The following is an 18456-nucleotide window of genomic DNA, read 5'->3' on the forward strand; positions in this document are numbered from 1 at the left end:
AAACCCCTTCAGGAGAGGCCGAGAGGGGGAGCCATCTCGGGCGGGGACTCTTCGCGGGTCTCGGCCTCCTTGCGTCGCCGCTGGGGCAGGACCGTGTACTTCGGGTCGTCCGCGCAGGCCCGGCCCGCCTCCAGGACGGCGAAGCGGGTGAGGGCGGAGCCGAGCAGGAGGGAGCCGCCGCAGAGGAGCCCGGCCTTACGCGTGCGGGCCGTCGGAGCGGTGAGGGCGCCGAGGAGCGTGAGGGTCTCGGCGGCCAGGGTGAGCAGGCCCGCGCGGCCGCGGCGGTAGGGCTCGGCGAGGAGCCCCAGACGGCGGCGCATGCGGCGGGAGGCGGCCAGCTCGATCAGCCCGCCGAGGAGGGCCGTGGTCCGGACGGAACCGTGACGTGCGGGGGAGAGCAGGGCGAGGGCCAGCCCGGTGGCCGCGCACATGGACGAGCCCGCGAAGACGAAGGGGAGTTCGCGGTGGGACTCGTGCCAGGTGGGGACGGCGGTGTCGGCGAGGAGGACGGCCGTGTAGGTGGCGACGGCGGGGCCGGTCAGGGCGGCCAGCGAGGTGGACGTCGCGCCCAGGCGGGGGAACAGCCGGGTGACGTGGGTCAGGGCGGCGAAGCCCGCGGAGGGCCCGTAGACGGCCAGGAGCCAGGAGCCCGTGTTCATCGGGGAGGTCGGCTTGAAGACGCGGAGCATGTGCGGGAAGCGGGACGGCACGCCGAGGTCGTGGATGAGGAGGGCGGTGGACACGCCGATGGCTCCCAGCGCGCCGAGCTTGCTCACCGTGGCGAGGTGGCGCCGTCCCGCCGCGTCGGCGCCCGCGGCCAGCACCGAGGAGGCCCCGGCCAGTCCGCCGAGGAAGAAGTACCCGGCGATGTCGGAGGCGGCCCAGGGGGCGCGTTTGAGGATGGGGCGCCCGTAGTAGGAGGCGAACTCGGCGTCGGGGACGACGGTCCTCTCTCCTCCCCGGCGGCCGGAGCGCAGCGCGGCGGGGCTGGCCTCCCGGCCCGGCCGCTGGCCGCGGACGCCTTCCCTGGTGACGACTGACTCGCTCATCGGCGTCTCCCGAACATCGAGATGGCGGTGATCCCGCCGAACAGGGTGAGCGCCGCCATGCCCGCGTACCGCCACATCGCGGGCAGGTCCCGGGTGGTGACGACGGGGTCGGGCGGCAGCCCGTAGGTCTCGGGGGCGTCCAGGAGCAGGAAGAACGCGCCGTCTCCGCCCACTCCGTCAGTGGGTTCGTGGCCGTACAGACGGGCGTCGGAGACCCCCGCGACGTGCAGCTGCGCCAGCCGGGTCGCGGCGCGGGTGCGGAGTTCCTCCAGCGGCCCGAACTGGATGGAGTCGGTCGGGCAGGCTTTGGCGCAGGCCGGTTCGAGCCCGTCGCCGAGCCGGTCGTAGCACATCGTGCACTTCCAGGCCCGCCCGTCCTCCTCGCGTTTCTCGATGACGCCGTACGGGCAGGCGGGCACGCAGTACCCGCACCCGTTGCAGATGTCCTCCTGCACCACGACGGTGCCGTACTCGGTGCGGAACAGTGACCCGGTGGGGCAGACGTCCAGGCAGGCGGCGTGCGTACAGTGCTTGCACACGTCCGACGCCATCAGCCATCGCATACCGCCGTCCCCGTCGGGTCTGCGCTGTTCGACGAACGCCACGTGCCGCCAGGAGTCCGCGCCCAGGGCCCGCGTGTTGTCGTAGGACCATCCGGTGAAGTCCAGGCCGTCCTCGGGGACGGCGTTCCATTCCTTGCAGGCGACCTCGCACGCCTTGCACCCGATGCAGACGGACGTGTCGGTGAAGAAGCCCACCCGGGGCGGCGGGTCGGCGTGCCCGGCGTCGGCGGCCACGTCCGGTTCGGGTCCGCTGAGAAGGCCCATGCCTCACAACTCCATTCCGGTGGACGCGGTGATGCCCGCCCGGGTCCGGTACTCGCGCACGAGAGCCGTCAGGGCCGCTCCCCGGGGGCGCCGGCCGGGGCGGATGTCCGCGCTGAACGCCTTGACCTCCTGGATGTGCACGTTCGGATCCAGTGAGACGGAGGCGAGCTCGTTGGCGGAGTCCCCGGTGCTGTAACCGTTCGGTCCCCAGTGGTAGGGCAGTCCGATCTGGTGCACGACCTGCCCGTTCAGCCGCAGCGGCCGCACCCGCTCGGTCACCATGACCCGGACCTCGATGGCGTTGCGGGCCGTGACGACCGTGGCCCACCCGCCGTGTTCCAGCCCCCGTTCGGCGGCCAGCTCGGGCGAGACCTCGCAGAACGCCTCGGGCTGGAGTTCGGACAGGTAGGGCGACCACCGGCTCATCCCACCGGCCGTGAAGTGCTCGGTGAGCCGGTAGGTGGTGACCGTGTACGGGAAGACCTCCGACCCCGGATCCGACCCGCTGGGGTGGTACCGGTTGTGCGGGTGGGAGAAGACCTGACGGACGGGATTGCGCCGCTGCCCGTAGAGCGGGTTGTCGAAAGGCGAGTCCTGCGGCTCGTAATGCGTCGGGAGCGGCCCGTCGACGAGCCCGGAAGGCGCGAACAGCCAGCCCTTCCCGTCGGCCTGGAGGATGAACGGGTCGGTTCCGCTCAGGCCCATGGGCCCGGTGGCGTCGGCGGCGGGCCGGTAGGAGGGAGGCATGTCGAGTTCGAAGTCCGGAACGTCATGCCCGGTCCACTGCCCGGCTGCCGCGTCCCACCAGACCAGGGCCTTGCGGTCGCTCCACGGGGTTCCGTCGGGCGCGGCGGACGCCCGGTTGTAGAGGACGCGCCGGTTCTCCGGCCACGCCCACGCCCACTCGGGCGCGATCCAGCTCTGCTCGCCGCCGGGCCTGCGGCGGGCCGCCTGGTTGACGCCGTCCTTGTAGACGCCGCAGTAGATCCAGCAGCCGCAGCTCGTCGTCCCGTCGTCGCGCAGCAGACTGGAGGTCGACAGGTGCGCCCCGTCGGGTCCGAAGCCGTTGATCTCCGCCAGGACCGCCTCGGCGCTGGGCTCGGCCAGCCGCCCCTCCACCGGGTAGTCCCAGGTCAGGTCGAGGACGGGGCGGTCGCGTCCGGCCGTGGAGCCCGCCAGCTTCTCCCGGATGATCCGCCCGAGGTGGTACATGAACCACAGGTCGCTCCGCGCGTCTCCGGAGGGTTCGACGGCCTGGTGGTGCCATTGCAGCCACCGGTTGGTGTTGGTGAAGCTGCCGGCCTTCTCGGTGTGGGAGGCGGCGGGGAAGAAGAACACCTCGGTCGCCACGTCACGGGTCCGCAGCTCGCCGGTCTCGATCTCCGGCCCGTCCTTCCACCACGTCGCGCTCTCGATCAGGGAGAAGTCCCGGACGACGAGCCAGTCGAGCTTCGCCATCCCGAGCCGCTGCAGCCGGGCGTTGGCCGAGCCGACCGCGGGGTTCTCGCCGAGCAGGAAGTAGCCCTTGCACTCGCCTGCCAGCTGCGCGAGGACCGTCTCGTACGTGCTGTGGCCGCCGGTCAGCCGAGGGAGGTGGTCGAAGCAGAAGTCGTTCTCCGCGCGGGCCGCCTCACCCCACCAGGCTTTGAGCAGGCTGACGACGTAGGCCCGCATGTGGCCCCAGTAGCCCTTCCGCGCGGCGTCGGCCGCGACGAAGGAGTCCAGATCCTGGTGGGCGTGGGCGTGCGGCATCGGGATGTAGCCGGGGAGCAGGTCGAAAAGGGTGGGGATGTCGCTGGAGCCCTGGATGCTGGCGTGCCCGCGCAGCGCCTGGATCCCGCCCCCGGGGCGGCCGACGTTGCCCAGCAGCAGCTGCAGGATCGACGCCGTCCTGATGTACTGCGAGCCGACGGTGTGCTGGGTCCAGCCGACGGCGTAGGCGAACGCGCTCGTCCGGTCGGGGCCGGAGTTGCGCACCAGCGCGTCGCATACCCGGGCGAACAGCTCCGGAGGGACCCCGCAGACCCGCTGGACCATCTCGGGCGTGTAGCGGGCGTAGTGCCGTTTGAGGACCTGGAGGACGCACCGCGGGTGCCGCAGCGTCGGATCGGTCTCCGGAACCCCGGCGCCGATCGCCGGGCCGCCCGCGCCGTGGCTCTCCCCGCGCCCGGACTCGCGGATCTTCCGCGTCCGCTCGTCGTAGGCCTCGTCCCGCGCGCCGGACGCCGCCGCGGCGGTGGCGCCCACGCCCTCGTAGCGCCAGGTGTCGAAGGTGTAGGCGCGGTGTTCGCGGTCCAGCCCGGAGAACACACCGTCCAAGTCCTCGGTGTCCTGGAAGTCCTCGTTGAGGATGGTCGCCGCGTTGGTGTAGTTGACGACGTACTCATGGAAATAGGCGTCGTTCTGAAGGACGTGGTTGATGATCCCGCCGAGGAAGGCGATGTCCGACCCGGCGCGCAACGGCACGTAGAGGTCGGCGAGCGCGCTGGTGCGGGTGAACCGCGGGTCGACGTGGATGACCGTCGCCCCGCGCGCCTTGGCCTCCATCACCCACTGGAAGCCGACGGGATGGGCCTCGGCGAAGTTGGAGCCCTGGATGACGATGCAGTCGGAGTGCTGCAGGTCCTGCAGGAACATCGTCGCGCCGCCCCTGCCGAAGGACGTCCCCAGGCCCGCGACGGTCGAGCTGTGGCAGAGCCGCGCCTGGTTCTCCACCTGGACGACGCCCAGCGCGGTGAACAGCTTCTTGATGAGGTAGTTCTCCTCGTTGTCGAGCGTCGCGCCGCCGAGACTGGCGATCCCCAGCGTCCGGCGCACCCGCGCCCCGTCGTCCTCGTCCTGCCAGGTGCTCTCCCGGGTGGCGATGACCCGGTCGGCGACCATGTCCATCGCCGTCTCCAGGTCGAGCTCCTCCCAGTGGGTGGAGCGGGGACGCCGGTACAGCACTCGGTGCTCGCGCGCGGGGCCCGTGGTGAGCTGCAGGGACGCCGCACCTTTCGGGCACAGCCGGCCCCGGCTGACCGGGGAGTCCGGATCGCCCTCGATCTGGACGACCTTCTCGTTCTCGACGTAGACGTTCTGCGCGCAGCCGACCGCGCAGTAGGGGCACACCGACTTCACGACCCGGTCGGCCGTCGCGGTGCGCGGTCTCAGCCGCTCGGTCTCCGCCGACCGCGCGGCCGCGCCCCTGCCGAGCCGGTCGGCTCCGGTGAGCTGCCGGTAGACCGGCCATCTCCTCAGGTCCATGACACATCCCCGCGGCCGCAGTGGTCGGAAGGCATGAGGAGGCCGGGCGTGCCCCGCCCGGCCTCCGGTGGATCAGCGGCCGCGGCCCATCGTGTCCCTGGGCTTCTGCCGGCTCTGCTCCTGTTCCTGCTCCTGTTCCTGCTGGTGCCGGTTCTGGCCCTGCTTCTGGCCTTGGCCGCGCTGCTGCGGCTGCTTCTGGGACTTGCCTCCCTTGGCCTGGGCGGTGCCCTTGAGCTGGCCGGGCCGGGGCGCGGCGTGCGGCTGAGCCCGTCCGGCGGACGCGGCCTGCTTGCTCTGCATCATCTGCTCGCCGATCCGCTGGGCGCGCTGCGGGTCCATGACCTTGCGCAGCGACGGCAGGACCTGCTGCTCCTTGAACTCCATGTGGGACTTGACGTCCTGGGCGGCGTTGCGCAGCATCTCCTCGAACTTCGCCTCCTGCGGGTCGAGGCCGCGCAGCTCGTTCATCATCCGCTGTGCCGACTGCTCCTGCCGGATGCACTGCTCGGCCAGCTGGTCGCCGTTCGCCATGAGTTCGCGGACGGCGGGCCAGAAGCACTCCTGCTCGGCCGCCTCGTGCCGGGAGTGCTCCATGATGAGCCGGTCGACCATCTGACGGCGCCGGGCCAGCGCGGCCTGGTTCGCCCCGTTGGTGCTGTTCGGCGAGCTCTCCAGTTCGCGGAGCATGCGCCGGATCTCGCGGTGGCCGTTCTCCAGAGCGGTGAACACGTCGTCCATGTTTCCCCCGTTGATATCGTGCGTCACCGTCGGTGACGCCAGCACAGGGCCTCCCCCTGTCGCGTCCGGCAAATCCCCGGTATGCCCAGTTCAGAGCGTTTCTGGTGATGCCTTTCCCGGCCTTTCCTGAGCTTTGCCGGAAGTGTGTTCGCTCCGTGAGGGTGGCGAGAGGTTCACCTGCCGGGCGCTTCCTCGTTCCGATTTTTCGGACTTTGTTCTGTTTTGTTGGCACCTGTGACATTGTTCGGCGAACAACGTCATGCGTCCGTCTGAGGAGGAGTCGACCGCGTGGTGAAGATCGTGGAACACGGGACCTGGAGACTCGGAGAAGAGGACGAGTCACGGCACACCCCGGGCGAGGGGACGCTGTGGAACGAGTCCTACTACTTCGACTTCGTCACCGAAGACGGGTCGCTCGGCGGGTACGTCCGGCTCGGCCTCTACCCCAACTGGGGGCGGGCCTGGTACTGGGCCTGCGTGACCGGGCCGGGACGCGAACTCGTCCTCGTCGCGGACGACGACGCCCCGCTGCCCGGCCCCGGTGAGACGACGGTGCGAACGGACGCCTACCGGGCCACGCAGGAGATCCTGAAACCGTTCGGCCCCGCGCGCCTGAACCTGGACGCCACCGCGCACGTGCTCCCGTCCGCCACGGACGCCTACGGGGACCTCGGCACGGCGGAGACGACGAGACTCGTCCTCGACCTGGAATGGCACACCGTCGGCGGCGTGTACCCCTACAAGGACCTGCCGCGTTACGAGATCCCGTGCACGGTGTCGGGAACGGTCCGGATCGGCGACGAGACGTTCACCGTCACCGCCTCGGGGGAGCGGGACCACTCCTGGGGAGAGCGGGACTGGTGGTCGGTCTCGTGGCTGTGGAGTTCGGGACGGCTCGACGACGGCACCTGGTTCCACGGCATGCAGGCGAACATCGGCTTCCCCCTGGCCTGGCCGTCGTTCGCCGCGACCCCGGACGGAGGGCCGGCCCATCTCGACGGATTCTGCGCCGAGACCGTGTTCGGCTCCGACGACCTGCCGGAGCTCTCACGGCTGCGGCTGAAGGGCGCGCCGATGACCGCGACGCCGGTGGCGTTCGCTCCCGTCGCGGTGACCTCCCCCGACGGCGTCCTCGCCCACTTCCCGCGCGCCCTGTGCCGCTTCGAGACCGAGGACGGCCGCACCGGGCACGGCTGGACCGAGTGGCACCAGCCGCCGGGCTGGCGCGACCACGGCTGGTCCTACCTCCCCGAACCTTCCGCGACCCCGCTCGGCACCCCGGAGGAGCAGCCATGAGCGCCCCCGCCCTTTCCGGCCCCTCCGGCCTGACCGCGGCCTGGCTGACCGAGGCCCTCGCCCCCCGCCTGTCCGGGGTGGAGGTGACCGACGTCCAGGCCACCCCCGTCGGCACCGGCCAGGTCTCCGACACCCTCCGCCTCGCCCTCACCTACGAGCGTCCCGTCGACCTGCCCTCCACCCTGGTGGCCAAGGTCCCCGCCCTGGACCCGGCGAGCCGAGCCGCGGCCAGGGCGATCCGCACCTACGAGGTCGAGGCGGGTTTCTACACCCACCTGGCGCAGGGGCTGTCCGCCGCGATCCCCGTCTGCTACTTCAGCGCCCACGAACCCGAGCACGACGACTACGCCGTCATCCTGGAGGACCTCACTCCGGGCCGCCCCGGCGACCAGCTCGCCGGCGTCACCGTCGAGGAGGCCGCCGCGGCGGTGGACGAGTTGGCGGTCCTGCACGCGGCCGGCTGGGACTCCCCGGACCTGGCCTCCCTCTCCTGGCTGAACCGCCACAGCACGGCCTCCGCCGAGTTCACCGCGGCCATGGTCACCGGCCTGTACGAGGGTTTCCGCGATCGCTACGCCGAGCGCCTGGCCCCCGAGGCCCTCGCCCTCATCGAGGACTTCCTCCCGCACCTCGCCGCCTATCTGGCGCCCCGCTCCGGTCCGTCCACCCTCACCCACGGCGACTTCCGCGCGGACAACCTCCTGTTCGGCCGCCCCCGCCCCGCCATCCTGGACTGGCAGACCTGCTCCTACGGCTCACCCCTGTCCGACCTGTCCTACTTCCTGGGTTCCAGCCTCTCCACGGACACCCGCCGCGCCCACGAACGCGCCCTCGTCCGGCGCTACCACTCCACCCTGACCGCCGGCGGCATCCCCCTGACCTGGGACGACTGCTGGCGCTCCTACCGCGAACACGCCTTCCACGGCATAACCATGTCCATCGGCGCCTCCATGCTCGTGGAACGCACCGACCGCGGCGACGACATGTTCTGCACCATGACCACCCGCCACGCCCAGCACGCCCTGGACCTGGACTCCCTGTCCCTCCTCGGCTGAGGAGGGACAGCGTCGGAGACACGGTCTCCGACCTCGTCCTGAGCCGGTCAGCCGAGTTGGACGCCGAAGAAGAGGGCTCCGAGGGCGGTGACGGTGCCGACGGCGCCCCAGACGGCCAGGCCGGCCTTGGACTTGGCGCGGAGGTGCATGAAGGCGCCGAGGCCGGAGAGGAGGACGAAGGCCATCTTCACGTTGAGGGTCATCTTGTAGGCGTCGCCGACGTCGTCGCCCAGGGACGCCATGTTCCAGATGCCGGTGATGAAGAGGACGATGAAAGCCGGCCAGGCGACCATGTTGAAGCGACGGGCGGCGACCTTGGTCACGCCCTCGAAGCCGCGGAGGGCCGGTACCAGGGCGCCGAGGGTGAGCTGGCCGCCGACCCAGATGGTGGCGGCGAGCACGTGCAGGAAGACGCGGATGGTGTCGAGGGATACAGAGAGCATGGGAGCCTTCCGGGGATCGTTCGGGTCGGGCCAAGTATGCCGCCGGTGATCCAAAAGAGAGATCTGGGGTGCTTTCTCGGCTTCCGGGAAGACGAGAGGACGGGCTTGAAGGTTCCAGGTGCGGAACGGGTCCGGAGGACGCAAGATGAAGAGGTGGAAGATCTTGTGGCGTTCCTCCGGGCGAGACTCGACCGGGACGAGGCCGTGGCGCGGGCCTGTATGAGCGCTTCGTGGAAGGTGACGGCGGGAGGACGGGTCCGGGTGGACTCCTGGCCCGAGACGGCCGGGGACGCGCCCGGGCATCCGGAGCGGCAGGGGTTCGTGGCCTCGGCGGAGAACGAGGCCTACGCCGAGCACATCGTCCGGCACGATCCGCGGCGGGTGCTGCGGCGGGTCGAGGCGCAGCGGAAGGCCGTCGCGCTGTACGAGAAGGAGCAGTGGGCGCGGCAGCGGGGCGTGCCGGGCAGCGGCGTGCTGGAGACCGTGCTCAGGGACCTGGCCTCGCAGTACTCCGACCACCCCGCCTACCGGCCGGAATGGGCGTGACGCCCGTCAGGGGATGACGGGCAGGGTGATCCAGGACGGGCGCTCCGCGTCGTGGAAGAGGGTCTGCTCGGCCTTCTCCAGCGCGGGGTGGCGGTCGAAACGCGGGTAATTGGAGCCGGCGACCTCCACTCGGATGCGGTGCCCGGCCAAAAAGACCTGGCTGGTCGCCACCAGGTCGACCTCGTGGATGAGCGCCGAGGCGGGGGAGCGCACGATGCCGTCGGCGACGTTCATGGCCCGGCCGTCGGGGTGGACGTCGACGAGCTTCACCGTCCAGTCGGCGCCGGGGGCGGTAGTGGCACCGTGGAGGGTCGCGGTCAGCTCGCCGGTGACCTCCAGGTCGCGGGCGAGGGGCTCGCTGGTGAAGCACAGCACGCCGGGGTGCCGCTCCACCTCGCGCTGGTCGCGGGGGCCGACGTCGAGCGGGTCGGGCAGGAGCAGCCCGCCGCCGCGGGTGGGCACGGGGTTCTCCGGGTCGTGCGGGAAGCGGGACGGCCGGGCGTCGGCGGACGGATCCTCCTGGGAGAGCACGCCGTCGGGGTGCAGGTGGAAGCGCGTGGGAACGGCGCGGGCCGGAGGCCATGACTCCTCATCACGCCAGACGTTCGCGCCCATGACGAAGATCCGCACGGTGGGCCCGTCCTGCTGCCCGGTCAGGAACGCGAGCTGGGCCTGCTCCAGCCCGGAGAACCGACTCGCGGCGGAGGAGCCGAAGTAGATCTCACCGGCGGACGCGCCCTGGTCGAGGTGGGTCCACGGGCCGACGATGAGCCGTCCGCCGACACGCTTGTGGTTCTCCAGCGTCCCCTTGAGGAAGACGTCGAACCAGCCCGCCGTGTGCAGTACAGGGACGTCGATGTTCTCGTGCCGCAGCGTCCCGGCGAGCCCTTCCCAGTAGGCGTCGCGTTCGGGGTGCTCCACCCACTCGCGCCAGAACGGGAAGTTCTTGGCGACCCGGGCGTCGGGCAGCGGGTGGTCCTCCGTCGGCGACGGCGTCTCGCCGATGAGCGGGAGCTGTTCGAGGAGCCGTCCGAGCGCGTCGGGGTCACCGGCGCGCAGGTCGTGCAGCGCGCCGAGCATGCCCTGCAGCGCGCTCCAGTGGAAGGCGGAGCCGACCGCGAACGCCCCGCCGTTGTATTTGAGCCCTTCGTAGAAGTCGTGCGGGGTCATGGTCGCGACGATCGCCTTGAGCGCTCCGGGTCTCTCGGAAGCCAGCTGCAGCGCGCACCCGGCCAGATAGGACATGCCGAAGCCGACGACCTCCCCGTTCGACCAGGGCTGCGAGGTGACCCAGTCGACGGTGTCCGCTCCGTCCCGGCCCTCGTCCACCCAGGGGGTGAACTCGCCGTCGCTGTCGCCGCGTCCCCGGCAGTGCTGGAACACCACCGCCAGCCCCGCCTCCAGGGCGGGGACGAGGGGGAAGGACCGGAAGGTCTGCTCCCCGTAGGGGCTGCGGACCAGGACGGTCCGGTGCCGCTCCCCGTCGTCCGGGCGGTGGACGTGGGCGCGCAGGACCGTCCCGTCGCGCATCGTGACCGGCTGCCGGTGGACGGACGCCACGGGTAGGGGCGGCAGGTTCAGCTGACCCATGAAGGCTCCTCAGCTCAGGGTGTAGGCGTCGTAGACGACGGCGTCGGCCTCCCGGCGGCCGGTGGCGACCGCGACGGTCCTGCCGAGCCACGTGTAGGCGGGGTCGGAGGTCTCGAACTTCAGCACGAGCCGGAAGTAGTACTCCGACGGGTCGACGTGCTCGCCGCGGGCGAGCCGCTCCATCACCTCGGGCGGCCCGTGGCGGAAGCCCTGGGTCTGGAGGTAGATGAGGGCCCCGTCGTGCGTCCGCAGGGTGTAGCGGGTGTCGATGGAGGCGGAGCCGTCGTCGTGGACGATCTGCCAGTCCGCGCCGCCGGGCAGGACGGTCCCGCTCAGCCGGGCGCCTTCGAAGCTCCCGCCGCTGATCTCGATGACGCGCCGGTCGCCCCACTGGGTGCGTCCGAGGTGCCGGACGGGCTCGAGCGTGACGCGGAACGTCGCTAGCGGGGCGAGGGCGGGCGCGTCCCGGTGCGCCGACCAGGACGCCCTCTCGTTGAGCAGGGCCGGGGCGAACCCGGCGAGCTTCTTGTACCGCAGCGAGATCTCCTCGCGTTCGGCGCGCGGGATGACCTTCTCGATGTCCTCGAACCCCTCGGGGGCGCGCTCCTGCGCGAGGGACAGCACCACCTCGGGCCCCTGCCCCCGGTTGGCGCGCACGATCGCGGCGGTGGCGGGCCGCCGCCGCTCCTCGTAGAACTCCAGGCCCCTGCCGGTGGCCAGGGCGTGCGCCAGGACCCGGGCGTCGATGATCGCCTGGGAGGCGCCGTTGGACCCGATCGGGTACATCGGGTGCGCGGCGTCGCCGAGCAGCGTGACGTTCCCGTGCGTCCAGCGGGGCAGCGGGTCGCGGTCGACCATCGGGTACTCGTAGACGGCGTCGGCGGCGGCGATCAGCGCCGGGGCGTCGAGCCAGCCGAGGTCCCAGGCGGCGAAGTCCTCGGCGACCCGCGCGGGGTCGGCCCGCCGGTTCCAGTCGCCGGTGGCGACGGCCTGGTCGGTGGGCCGTTCGGCGATCCAGTTGACCAGCACGCGGCCGTCGGCGTCCGGGCCGCTGATGGGGTAGGCGACGAACTTGCGGACGCCGTCGCCTGACATGACCATGCTCCGCCCGGTGAGGAACGGTTCGGCCCGGGTGACGCCGCGCCACAGGGTCAGCCCGTTCCAGATCGGCGGCCCCTCGTCGGGGTAGAGGGCGGCGCGCACGGTGGAGCGGATGCCGTCCGCGCCGACGAGCAGGTCGGCGTCGTGTTCCAGCCCGGTGACGGGGACTCCGCAGCGCACGGCGTCGGGGCCGAGCCGTTCCCGGACGGCCTCCAGCAGGATCATCTGCAGCTCACCGCGGTGGACGGAGTACTGCGGCCACCGGTATCCGGCGGCCGTCCCGCGCTCTTCGGTGCTGATGAGCTGGCCTTTGACGTTGGCGTAGACGAGTTCGGCGACGGGGACGCCGAGGCGGGCGACCCGGTCGGCGAGGCCGAGTTCGGTGAGCTCGCGCACCGCGTGGGGGAGCAGGTTGACGCCGACGCCGACGGGCCGGAGTTCGGGGACGGTCTCGTGCACGCTCACCTGGGAGAACCCCGCGGCGTGCAGGCTCAGCGCGGTGGTGAGCCCGCCGATTCCCGCTCCTGCGATGATGACGCGCATCGGTGGCCTTTCACTACTTTGTTATGGCCGTAACAATATGGACCCGGAGGCCGGAGGAGCGCAATGGAGGAGTACGAGGAACTGGCCCGCCGGGCCATTCCGGACAGGGCACCCGAGGTCGATGTGGAGGCGTTCTCCCTGGCCTACAACCTGCTGCACGTGGCCTACCTGCTCATCAGCGACCTGGAGTCGACGGTCCACCGGCCGCGTGGCCTGACGCTGCCCGGTTTCCGGCTGATGTTTAAGCTCTGGCTGTTGGGTCCCGTGATGCCTGCCCGGCTGGCCGAGCTGTCCCTGATGAGCCGCTCGGCCGTCACCAACGCCCTGCACACGCTGGAGCGCTCCGGGCTGGTGGAGCGCCGTCCGTCCCCGACGGACGGGCGGGCCGTCACGGCGGAGCTCACGGAGAAGGGCGAGGCCGTGGTGCGGGAGGCCTTCGGGTGCCAGGCGGAGCGGGAGCGGGAGTGGTTCGCCGGCCTGGACGAGGCCGAACGCGCCGGACTGACCTCGCTGCTGCGGCGCCTGGTGGAGTCGCGCCCGCCAAAAAATTAGAGAAGGTCTCTAGAGAACCTCTCTGGAAACGGCTACCTTCGTCCTCATGACGGAACAGGGAGTCGTGGTCATCACGGGCGGCAACCGGGGCATCGGCCTGGCCACCGCGGAACTGCTGGTCGCCGGAGGGGCCAAGGTCGCCCTGGTGGCGCGGAGTCGGGAACAGGGCGAGGCCGCCGCGGCCCGGCTGGGGGAGAACGCCGAACTCGTGGTCGGCGACCTCGCCGACCGCGCGGGCGTCACCGCGCTGGCCGGCGAGCTGAGGGAACGTTTTCCCGACCTGCGGACGCTGGTGCACAACGCCGGGATCTGGCCGTCCAAGCGGGTCCTCAACGCCGACGGCTTCGAGCAGGCGTTCTTCACCAACCACCTGGCCCCGTTCCTGCTGAACCACCTGCTGGAGGACCGGCTCGAGGAGTGCGGCTCGACGGTCGTCCAGGTCAGCGCGGGCCTCTACGTCAAGGGCAAGGTCGATCCCGAGCGCACGCCGACCGGCCAGGACTTCCATGCGATCCGGACGTATGCCGACACCAAGCTGGCCAATCTCATGATGCTCCCGCTGTTCGCCGAACGCTGGAAGGATGCGGGGGTGACCGTCAACGCACTTCACCCCGGGGTGATCCGGACGGGCCTGGGCGACCGGCGCGGCCCGATCGGCCTGCTGCTCAAGCTCGTCAAGCGCTCCTGGCAGCCGCCCGAGGAGGGCGGGCGTCCCGTCGCACGCCTGGTCACCGACGTTCCCGCGACGTCCGGCGCCTACTTCGATGTGGACAAGGAGATCCCGCTGGACCCCATGGCCCTGGACACGGCCCTGGCCCGGAGGCTGTGGGCCGACGCCTCGGCGGCACTGGATGTCTCCTAGGCACCGCGCCACCGCCGGGACGGTGGAACGGCTGCTGGACACCGCGTTGGCCGTCTACGCACGCGACGGCCGCGAGGGTTTCACCATGAGCGCGGTGATCAAGGAGAGCGGCGTCAGCAGCGGCAGCCTCTACCACCACTTCGGCAGCTTCGACGGTCTGGCGGCGGCCCTCTACACCCGGTGCATGACGGACCTGCTGGAGGCCATGGTCACCGCGATCGAACCGTGCGCGAACGCCCGCGAGGGCGTCGAGGCCGCGGCCCGCGCCTATCTGGACTTCGCCGCGGGGAACCGTACGAAGGCGGGCTTCATCCATGCCTCCGCCTACGCGACGTTCCTGCCCGCCCACGCCTCCTCCATCGGGGAGGCCAAGGGGCCGCTCCTGGAGCGCATGATGGCCTGGCTGCGTCCGCACATCGCCTCGGGCGAGGTCGTGGACCTGTCTCCGGTTCTGCTGGAGATGCTCCTCATCGGGCCCGTCGCGGAGACCACCCGGCGCTGGCTGGCGGGCACCCCGGGCCTCGACCTGGCCGAGGCGTCGGCACGGCTGCCCGAGCGGATCTGGCGTTCGCTGAGCCTCCGGGACTGAGCCGCGGGGCCGTCCGCTTCACACGGGGGACGGCCGGTCCAGCTCGTCGATCGCGGCGAGGGTCAGGTCCTTCAGGCTCCGGCTCTCCCCTTCCTCCAGCCACACGAGATTGGCGACCCGCACGGCACTGAAGTAGGCGGCGGCGAGCACGCGGGGCCGCAGGCCGGGGTCGTCGTCGCGTTCGGCGATCGCCTGGGCCATGTTGCGTTCCATCGGTCCCATCGCGGCTATCCGGCGGGCCAGCAGGGAGGGGTGGCTGCGGGAGAGCCGGCTGCGCAGCACCCATTCCCGGTCGGGTTCGCCGAGCTCGTCGAACAGCTCCACGGTGCTCTCACGCAGGGCCCGCCAGCCGGTCTCCCCGGCGGGGCGGGCCCGGACCGCGGCGGTGAGCCTGCGGAAGCGCTCCTCCTCGCCGTACATGACGGCGTCCGCCTTGTCGGCGAAGTAGTTGAAGAACGTGCGCCGGGAGATGTTCGCCACATCGGCGATGGCCTCGACGGTGACGCAGTCGAATCCGTGCTCGGCGACGAGGCTGAGCGCGGCGCGGTGGACCGCCCGTCGCGTCTCGGCTTTCTTGCGCTCTCGCAGCCCCGTGGAGATGGTCATGGCCGTCAGTTTATGCGCGATCCGTCATTTATGCCCAATGCGCAAACTTGCCCATGGTGCAGGTAGCCTCGGCGTGTTCTCGGACAAAACGGGAGGAAACGGGTGACGGACACCGCAACTGAACCTATGAGTCACCGGCAGATCATGAGAGTGCTGACCGGTCTGCTCACCGTCATGGGCGTGACGATGATGAGCAGCACGATCGTCTCGGTGGCGCTCCCGCAGATCATCGGCGCGCTCAAGGGCACGCAGGCGCAGTACACCTGGGTCGTCACCGCGATGCTGCTCACCTCCACCGCCTCCACCCCGTTGTGGGGGAGGCTGGCGGACCTGTTCAGCAAGAAGCTCCTGCTCCAGGTGGGCATCGGGGTCTTCCTGCTGGCCTCGCTGGGCGCGGGCTTCTCCCAGAGCACCGAGCAGCTGATCGCCTTCCGGGCGGTGCAGGGCCTGGGCATGGGCGCGCTCCAGGTGCTGGTCCAGGTGGTGATCGCCGCGATGATCTCGCCGAAGGAGCGCGGCCGGTACAACGGCTACCTGGGCGGCGTGATGGCGGTGGCCACCGTCGGCGGGCCGCTGCTGGGAGGGGTCATCACCGAGGCGATGGACTGGCGCTGGTGCTTCTTCCTCCCGCTGCCCTTCATCGTGATCGCCTCCCTCACCCTGCAGAAGACCCTGCACCTGGAACACGTCCGCCGCGACGACGTGAAGATCGACTACGCGGGCGCGACGCTGATCGCGGCCGGGGTGAGTGTCCTGCTGGTCTGGATCACCTTCGTCGGTGACAGCTTCGCCTGGGTGTCGTGGCAGACCGGGGCGATGGTCGGCGCGAGCGTCGTGTTGCTGGCCCTGTCGGTGTGGGTGGAGACCAGGGCCGCCCAGCCCGTCGTGCCCGTGCATCTCGTCAAGCAGCGCACCCCCGCGCTGGCGATCATCGGCAGCGCGGCGGTCGGTATGGCGATGTTCGGCGGTGCGGTCTTCCTGGGGCAGTATTTCCAGATCGGACGCGGCTACTCGCCGACCCAGGCCGGTCTGCTCACCATCCCGATGATGGCCGGAGTGCTGTTCGCCTCCGCCATCTCCGGGCGGATCATCTCCCGCACCGGCAAGGTCAGGCCGCACGTCATCGCCGGCCTCGCCGTGCTCGTCCTCGGCTTCTTCGGCATGTCGACCATCGACCACGAGACCTCGCTGGTGTTCATCGGTTTCGCGATGGTGCTGGTCGGAGCGGGTGTCGGCATGTCGATGCAGAATCTGGTCCTGGTCGTCCAGAACGGCGTGTCCATGAAGGACATGGGGGCGGCCAGCGGCGCGGTGGCGTTCTTCCGCTCGCTGGGCGGCACGATCGGCGTCTCGGTCCTCGGCGCGGTTCTCGCCTCCCGGGTGGCCTCCTCGATCAAGGAGGGCTTCGCCGAGGTGGGCGTGCAGGTCAGCGACTCCCAGGGCGGAAGCCTGGACATGGCCTCGATCCCCGAGCCGCTGCGGGAGATCATCCGCGCGGCCTACGGCGACGGCACCGGCCACATCTTCCTGGTCTCCACCGGGATCGCCCTCGTCGGCCTGCTCGCGGTCCTCTTCCTCAAGCCGCAGGACCTGCGTGACAGCGTCGATCTGAACGAGACCCTCGCCGTGGCGGAGACGTCCGGGACCGCCGCGCTGGACATGATCGAGACCGCCGACGTCCAGGGGGACGCCATCGTCTCCGCCGTGCCCGAGGGGCCGCCGGAGACGCAGGCGGTGGCGGACGGCGTGAGCGACGCCGAGGTCATCGAGAGGTCGCTGCGCGAACCCGAGCTGTTCGCGGTGATCCTCGACCGGTACTACCCGAGGATCCACGAGTTCGCCGAGTCCTGGCTGGGCGCGGACGCGGCGGCCTCGGTCGCGGCCGACACGTTCCTCACGGCGTTCGACCGGCGGCACAGGTACGACCCGCAGGGGCCCGCCGGTGTCTGGCTGTTCGCCATCGCGACGAAGAAGATCAGGAAGCAGTGGCGCGAGGACGGGAAGTCCTCCGGCGCCCGGCGGGGCGACGGCGGGGGCCGGTCCGCCGAAGGGTCCTCCAGGCCGGTCGGCCTGGAGGACCGGCAGGAGGCGGAGCTGACCGCCAGGCTGGCGGAGATGTCCCCGGGCGCCCGGGACGTCCTGCTCCTCGTGGCCTGCGCGGACTTCGGCCCCGGACGGGTCGCGGCCGAGCTCGACCTGCCCGTCGCGGCGGTGGAGTCGCGGCTGGCCCGCGCCCGTGCCCGGTTCAGGGAAGCGCTCGAACAGGAAGGGGTCGACCATGGCTGAGCCGCGGTCGGTGCAGGAGGGGAACGAGAGGCGGCGGCCCGAGGCCCAGGCCGAGGCGCGGGCACGGCTCCTGGCCCACGCCGGGACGGCGCGCCGCCGGAGGTTCCGGCCGGGCCGGGCCGGACGGGCCGGCGCGGCGGCGGTGTGCGTGGTGGCGGCCGTCGCGCTCACCCTGGTGACCGGGAACGGCGGCGGAGACGATGACGGCGCCCCGATCGCACAGCCGGAGCGGACGGCGGACCGGGCGCTGCTGGCCGCCGCGGACGCCACGGCGCGGCGGTCGCCGGAGACCGGCCGGTACCTGCACACGAGTTCCCGCGAGAGCACACTGGTGAGCGCCGGTACCGCGAACTCGTCCTTCCTGGTCGTCAGGGACCGGCGGACCGACCGGTGGCAGGCCGCCGATCCCACCCGGGACGTGAGCCCGGTGTGGACGAAGCGGCTCGCCGTCCGCCCGCAGACCGCCGCGGACAGGAAGGCGTGGAAGGCGGCGGGTTCGCCCGCGCTGGTCGCCGGCCTGTCCCGGACCGGAGAGCCGCGGGTCGAGCTGAAGCGGGCCGGCGCGTGGCAGAAGAGCGGGACCGCGGTGGGGAAGGCCGGCACCCTGGGCGGACGGAACGTGACCGCGACCCAGCTGGACGCTCTGCCCGCCGACACGACCGGGCTCCGGACGGCACTGCTGACGCGGTACCAGGGCAAGTCCGGCGCCAAGGCGGACCCGTGGCTGTTCACCGCGGCCCGCGACCTTCTGGACGGCTCCCTCCCGGTCCACCCGGACGTGCAGGCAGCCGCCTACCGGGTGCTCGCCGAGCTGGAGGGCGTCGAGCTGCTCGGTCCCGTCCAGGACCCCGAGGGGCGCCCGGGCACGGGGATCGCGCTCAACGAGGCGGGTGACGAGCGCGGTTCCGTTCGGCACACCTTGATCATCGACGAGGGGACGGGACGGCTGCTGGCGGCCAAGGACGTCCTGATGGAGCCCTCCCGGGCCTACACGAGGGTCCCGGCGGGCACCGTCTACGCCGCCACGGTGTACGAAGGCAGTGAATGGACCGACGAGCGGCCGTCCGCACCGAAGTCCTGATCCGGCCACCGGCGACGGGCCGGGCGCGTCCTCGAGGACGCACCCG

16 protein-coding genes are annotated in these 18456 nt (G+C 71.4%); 8 read left to right on the forward strand and 8 right to left on the reverse strand.

Features of this window, described 5'->3' with window-relative positions; translation table 11 throughout:
- Positions 1-8: 8 nt before the first annotated feature.
- The 4 genes from nrfD to ABGB12_RS30720 all read right to left on the reverse strand — a co-directional run bounded on the left by nrfD (position 9) and on the right by ABGB12_RS30720 (position 5860).
- On the reverse strand, positions 9-1049 hold the full coding sequence (gene nrfD / locus ABGB12_RS30705) for an NrfD/PsrC family molybdoenzyme membrane anchor subunit (protein WP_347683264.1): 1041 nt from the start codon (positions 1047-1049) through the stop codon (positions 9-11).
- Positions 1046-1876, reverse strand: coding sequence for a 4Fe-4S dicluster domain-containing protein (locus tag ABGB12_RS30710; protein WP_347683266.1), 831 nt, complete (start codon positions 1874-1876; stop codon positions 1046-1048). Before ABGB12_RS30710 ends, nrfD begins: the two co-directional genes overlap by 4 nt.
- A 3-nt stretch (positions 1877-1879) precedes the next feature.
- Entirely contained in the window at positions 1880-5122 is a 3243-nt protein-coding gene (gene fdh, locus ABGB12_RS30715; RefSeq protein WP_347683268.1) for a formate dehydrogenase, read from the reverse strand.
- Positions 5123-5194: 72 nt separating this feature from the next.
- Positions 5195-5860, reverse strand: a complete 666-nt coding sequence (locus ABGB12_RS30720) for a hemerythrin domain-containing protein (RefSeq protein WP_347683270.1) — start codon at positions 5858-5860, stop codon at positions 5195-5197.
- Positions 5861-6148: 288 nt separating this feature from the next.
- Here ABGB12_RS30720 and ABGB12_RS30725 point away from each other — a divergent pair, with 288 nt between their 5' ends.
- Complete coding sequence (locus ABGB12_RS30725; protein ID WP_347683272.1) at positions 6149-7156, forward strand: hypothetical protein; 1008 nt, start codon at positions 6149-6151, stop codon at positions 7154-7156.
- Positions 7153-8211: a phosphotransferase gene (locus ABGB12_RS30730; protein WP_347683274.1), complete on the forward strand. Its 1059-nt coding sequence runs from the start codon at positions 7153-7155 to the stop codon at positions 8209-8211. The genes ABGB12_RS30725 and ABGB12_RS30730 overlap by 4 nt, the downstream gene beginning before the upstream one ends.
- Before the next feature lie 47 nt (positions 8212-8258).
- Here the strand turns inward: ABGB12_RS30730 and ABGB12_RS30735 are convergent, their stop codons facing one another.
- Positions 8259-8654 carry a hypothetical protein gene (locus ABGB12_RS30735; protein WP_347683276.1) on the reverse strand — a complete coding sequence of 132 codons (396 nt, stop codon included), beginning with the start codon at positions 8652-8654 and terminating at the stop codon, positions 8259-8261.
- 153 nt (positions 8655-8807) lie between these two features.
- On the opposite strand from ABGB12_RS30735, the gene ABGB12_RS30740 reads away from it, so the two are divergent.
- Positions 8808-9200, forward strand: a complete 393-nt coding sequence (locus tag ABGB12_RS30740) for a DUF6221 family protein (protein WP_347683278.1) — start codon at positions 8808-8810, stop codon at positions 9198-9200.
- A 6-nt stretch (positions 9201-9206) separates the two neighbouring features.
- Here ABGB12_RS30740 and ABGB12_RS30745 read toward each other — a convergent pair whose 3' ends face one another.
- Positions 9207-10790: a CocE/NonD family hydrolase gene (locus ABGB12_RS30745; protein WP_347683280.1), complete on the reverse strand. Its 1584-nt coding sequence runs from the start codon at positions 10788-10790 to the stop codon at positions 9207-9209.
- 9 nt (positions 10791-10799) lie between these two features.
- Positions 10800-12434, reverse strand: a complete 1635-nt coding sequence (locus ABGB12_RS30750) for a DUF3237 family protein (protein WP_347683282.1) — start codon at positions 12432-12434, stop codon at positions 10800-10802.
- A gap of 63 nt (positions 12435-12497) precedes the next feature.
- On the opposite strand from ABGB12_RS30750, the gene ABGB12_RS30755 reads away from it, so the two are divergent.
- The 3 genes from ABGB12_RS30755 to ABGB12_RS30765 are packed head-to-tail and all read left to right on the forward strand — an operon-like array spanning position 12498 to position 14437.
- Positions 12498-12986 (forward strand): MarR family transcriptional regulator, encoded by a 489-nt coding sequence (locus ABGB12_RS30755; RefSeq protein WP_347683284.1) that lies wholly within the window; start codon positions 12498-12500, stop codon positions 12984-12986.
- Between the two features lie 46 nt (positions 12987-13032).
- Positions 13033-13848: an SDR family NAD(P)-dependent oxidoreductase gene (locus ABGB12_RS30760; RefSeq protein ID WP_347683286.1), complete on the forward strand. Its 816-nt coding sequence runs from the start codon at positions 13033-13035 to the stop codon at positions 13846-13848.
- Complete coding sequence (locus ABGB12_RS30765; protein ID WP_347683288.1) at positions 13838-14437, forward strand: TetR/AcrR family transcriptional regulator; 600 nt, start codon at positions 13838-13840, stop codon at positions 14435-14437. The genes ABGB12_RS30760 and ABGB12_RS30765 overlap by 11 nt, the downstream gene beginning before the upstream one ends.
- An 18-nt stretch (positions 14438-14455) precedes the next feature.
- Here the strand turns inward: ABGB12_RS30765 and ABGB12_RS30770 are convergent, their stop codons facing one another.
- Entirely contained in the window at positions 14456-15043 is a 588-nt protein-coding gene (locus tag ABGB12_RS30770; RefSeq protein WP_347683290.1) for a TetR family transcriptional regulator, read from the reverse strand.
- Between the two features lie 144 nt (positions 15044-15187).
- Here ABGB12_RS30770 and ABGB12_RS30775 point away from each other — a divergent pair, with 144 nt between their 5' ends.
- Together ABGB12_RS30775 and ABGB12_RS30780 are read left to right on the forward strand one after the other, a co-directional pair.
- Entirely contained in the window at positions 15188-17329 is a 2142-nt protein-coding gene (locus tag ABGB12_RS30775; RefSeq protein ID WP_347683292.1) for an MFS transporter, read from the forward strand.
- Entirely contained in the window at positions 17322-18410 is a 1089-nt protein-coding gene (locus ABGB12_RS30780; protein WP_347683294.1) for a CU044_5270 family protein, read from the forward strand. The genes ABGB12_RS30775 and ABGB12_RS30780 overlap by 8 nt, the downstream gene beginning before the upstream one ends.
- Positions 18411-18456: the final 46 nt, after the last annotated feature.

The organism is Actinocorallia sp. B10E7, from assembly GCF_039871655.1.
GTDB lineage: Bacteria > Actinomycetota > Actinomycetes > Streptosporangiales > Streptosporangiaceae > Actinocorallia.

Coding starts and splice junctions, on each gene's coding strand:
- ABGB12_RS30750 (WP_347683282.1), bottom strand. CDS start 12,434: ATGCGCGTCATCATCGCAGGAGCGGGAATCGGCGGGCTCACCACCGCG.
- ABGB12_RS30755 (WP_347683284.1), top strand. CDS start 12,498: ATGGAGGAGTACGAGGAACTGGCCCGCCGGGCCATTCCGGACAGGGCA.
- ABGB12_RS30760 (WP_347683286.1), top strand. CDS start 13,033: ATGACGGAACAGGGAGTCGTGGTCATCACGGGCGGCAACCGGGGCATC.
- nrfD (WP_347683264.1), bottom strand. CDS start 1,049: ATGAGCGAGTCAGTCGTCACCAGGGAAGGCGTCCGCGGCCAGCGGCCG.
- ABGB12_RS30720 (WP_347683270.1), bottom strand. CDS start 5,860: ATGGACGACGTGTTCACCGCTCTGGAGAACGGCCACCGCGAGATCCGG.
- ABGB12_RS30775 (WP_347683292.1), top strand. CDS start 15,188: ATGAGAGTGCTGACCGGTCTGCTCACCGTCATGGGCGTGACGATGATG.
- ABGB12_RS30710 (WP_347683266.1), bottom strand. CDS start 1,876: ATGGGCCTTCTCAGCGGACCCGAACCGGACGTGGCCGCCGACGCCGGG.
- ABGB12_RS30730 (WP_347683274.1), top strand. CDS start 7,153: ATGAGCGCCCCCGCCCTTTCCGGCCCCTCCGGCCTGACCGCGGCCTGG.
- ABGB12_RS30745 (WP_347683280.1), bottom strand. CDS start 10,790: ATGGGTCAGCTGAACCTGCCGCCCCTACCCGTGGCGTCCGTCCACCGG.
- ABGB12_RS30765 (WP_347683288.1), top strand. CDS start 13,838: ATGTCTCCTAGGCACCGCGCCACCGCCGGGACGGTGGAACGGCTGCTG.
- ABGB12_RS30770 (WP_347683290.1), bottom strand. CDS start 15,043: ATGACCATCTCCACGGGGCTGCGAGAGCGCAAGAAAGCCGAGACGCGA.
- ABGB12_RS30780 (WP_347683294.1), top strand. CDS start 17,322: ATGGCTGAGCCGCGGTCGGTGCAGGAGGGGAACGAGAGGCGGCGGCCC.
- fdh (WP_347683268.1), bottom strand. CDS start 5,122: ATGGACCTGAGGAGATGGCCGGTCTACCGGCAGCTCACCGGAGCCGAC.
- ABGB12_RS30735 (WP_347683276.1), bottom strand. CDS start 8,654: ATGCTCTCTGTATCCCTCGACACCATCCGCGTCTTCCTGCACGTGCTC.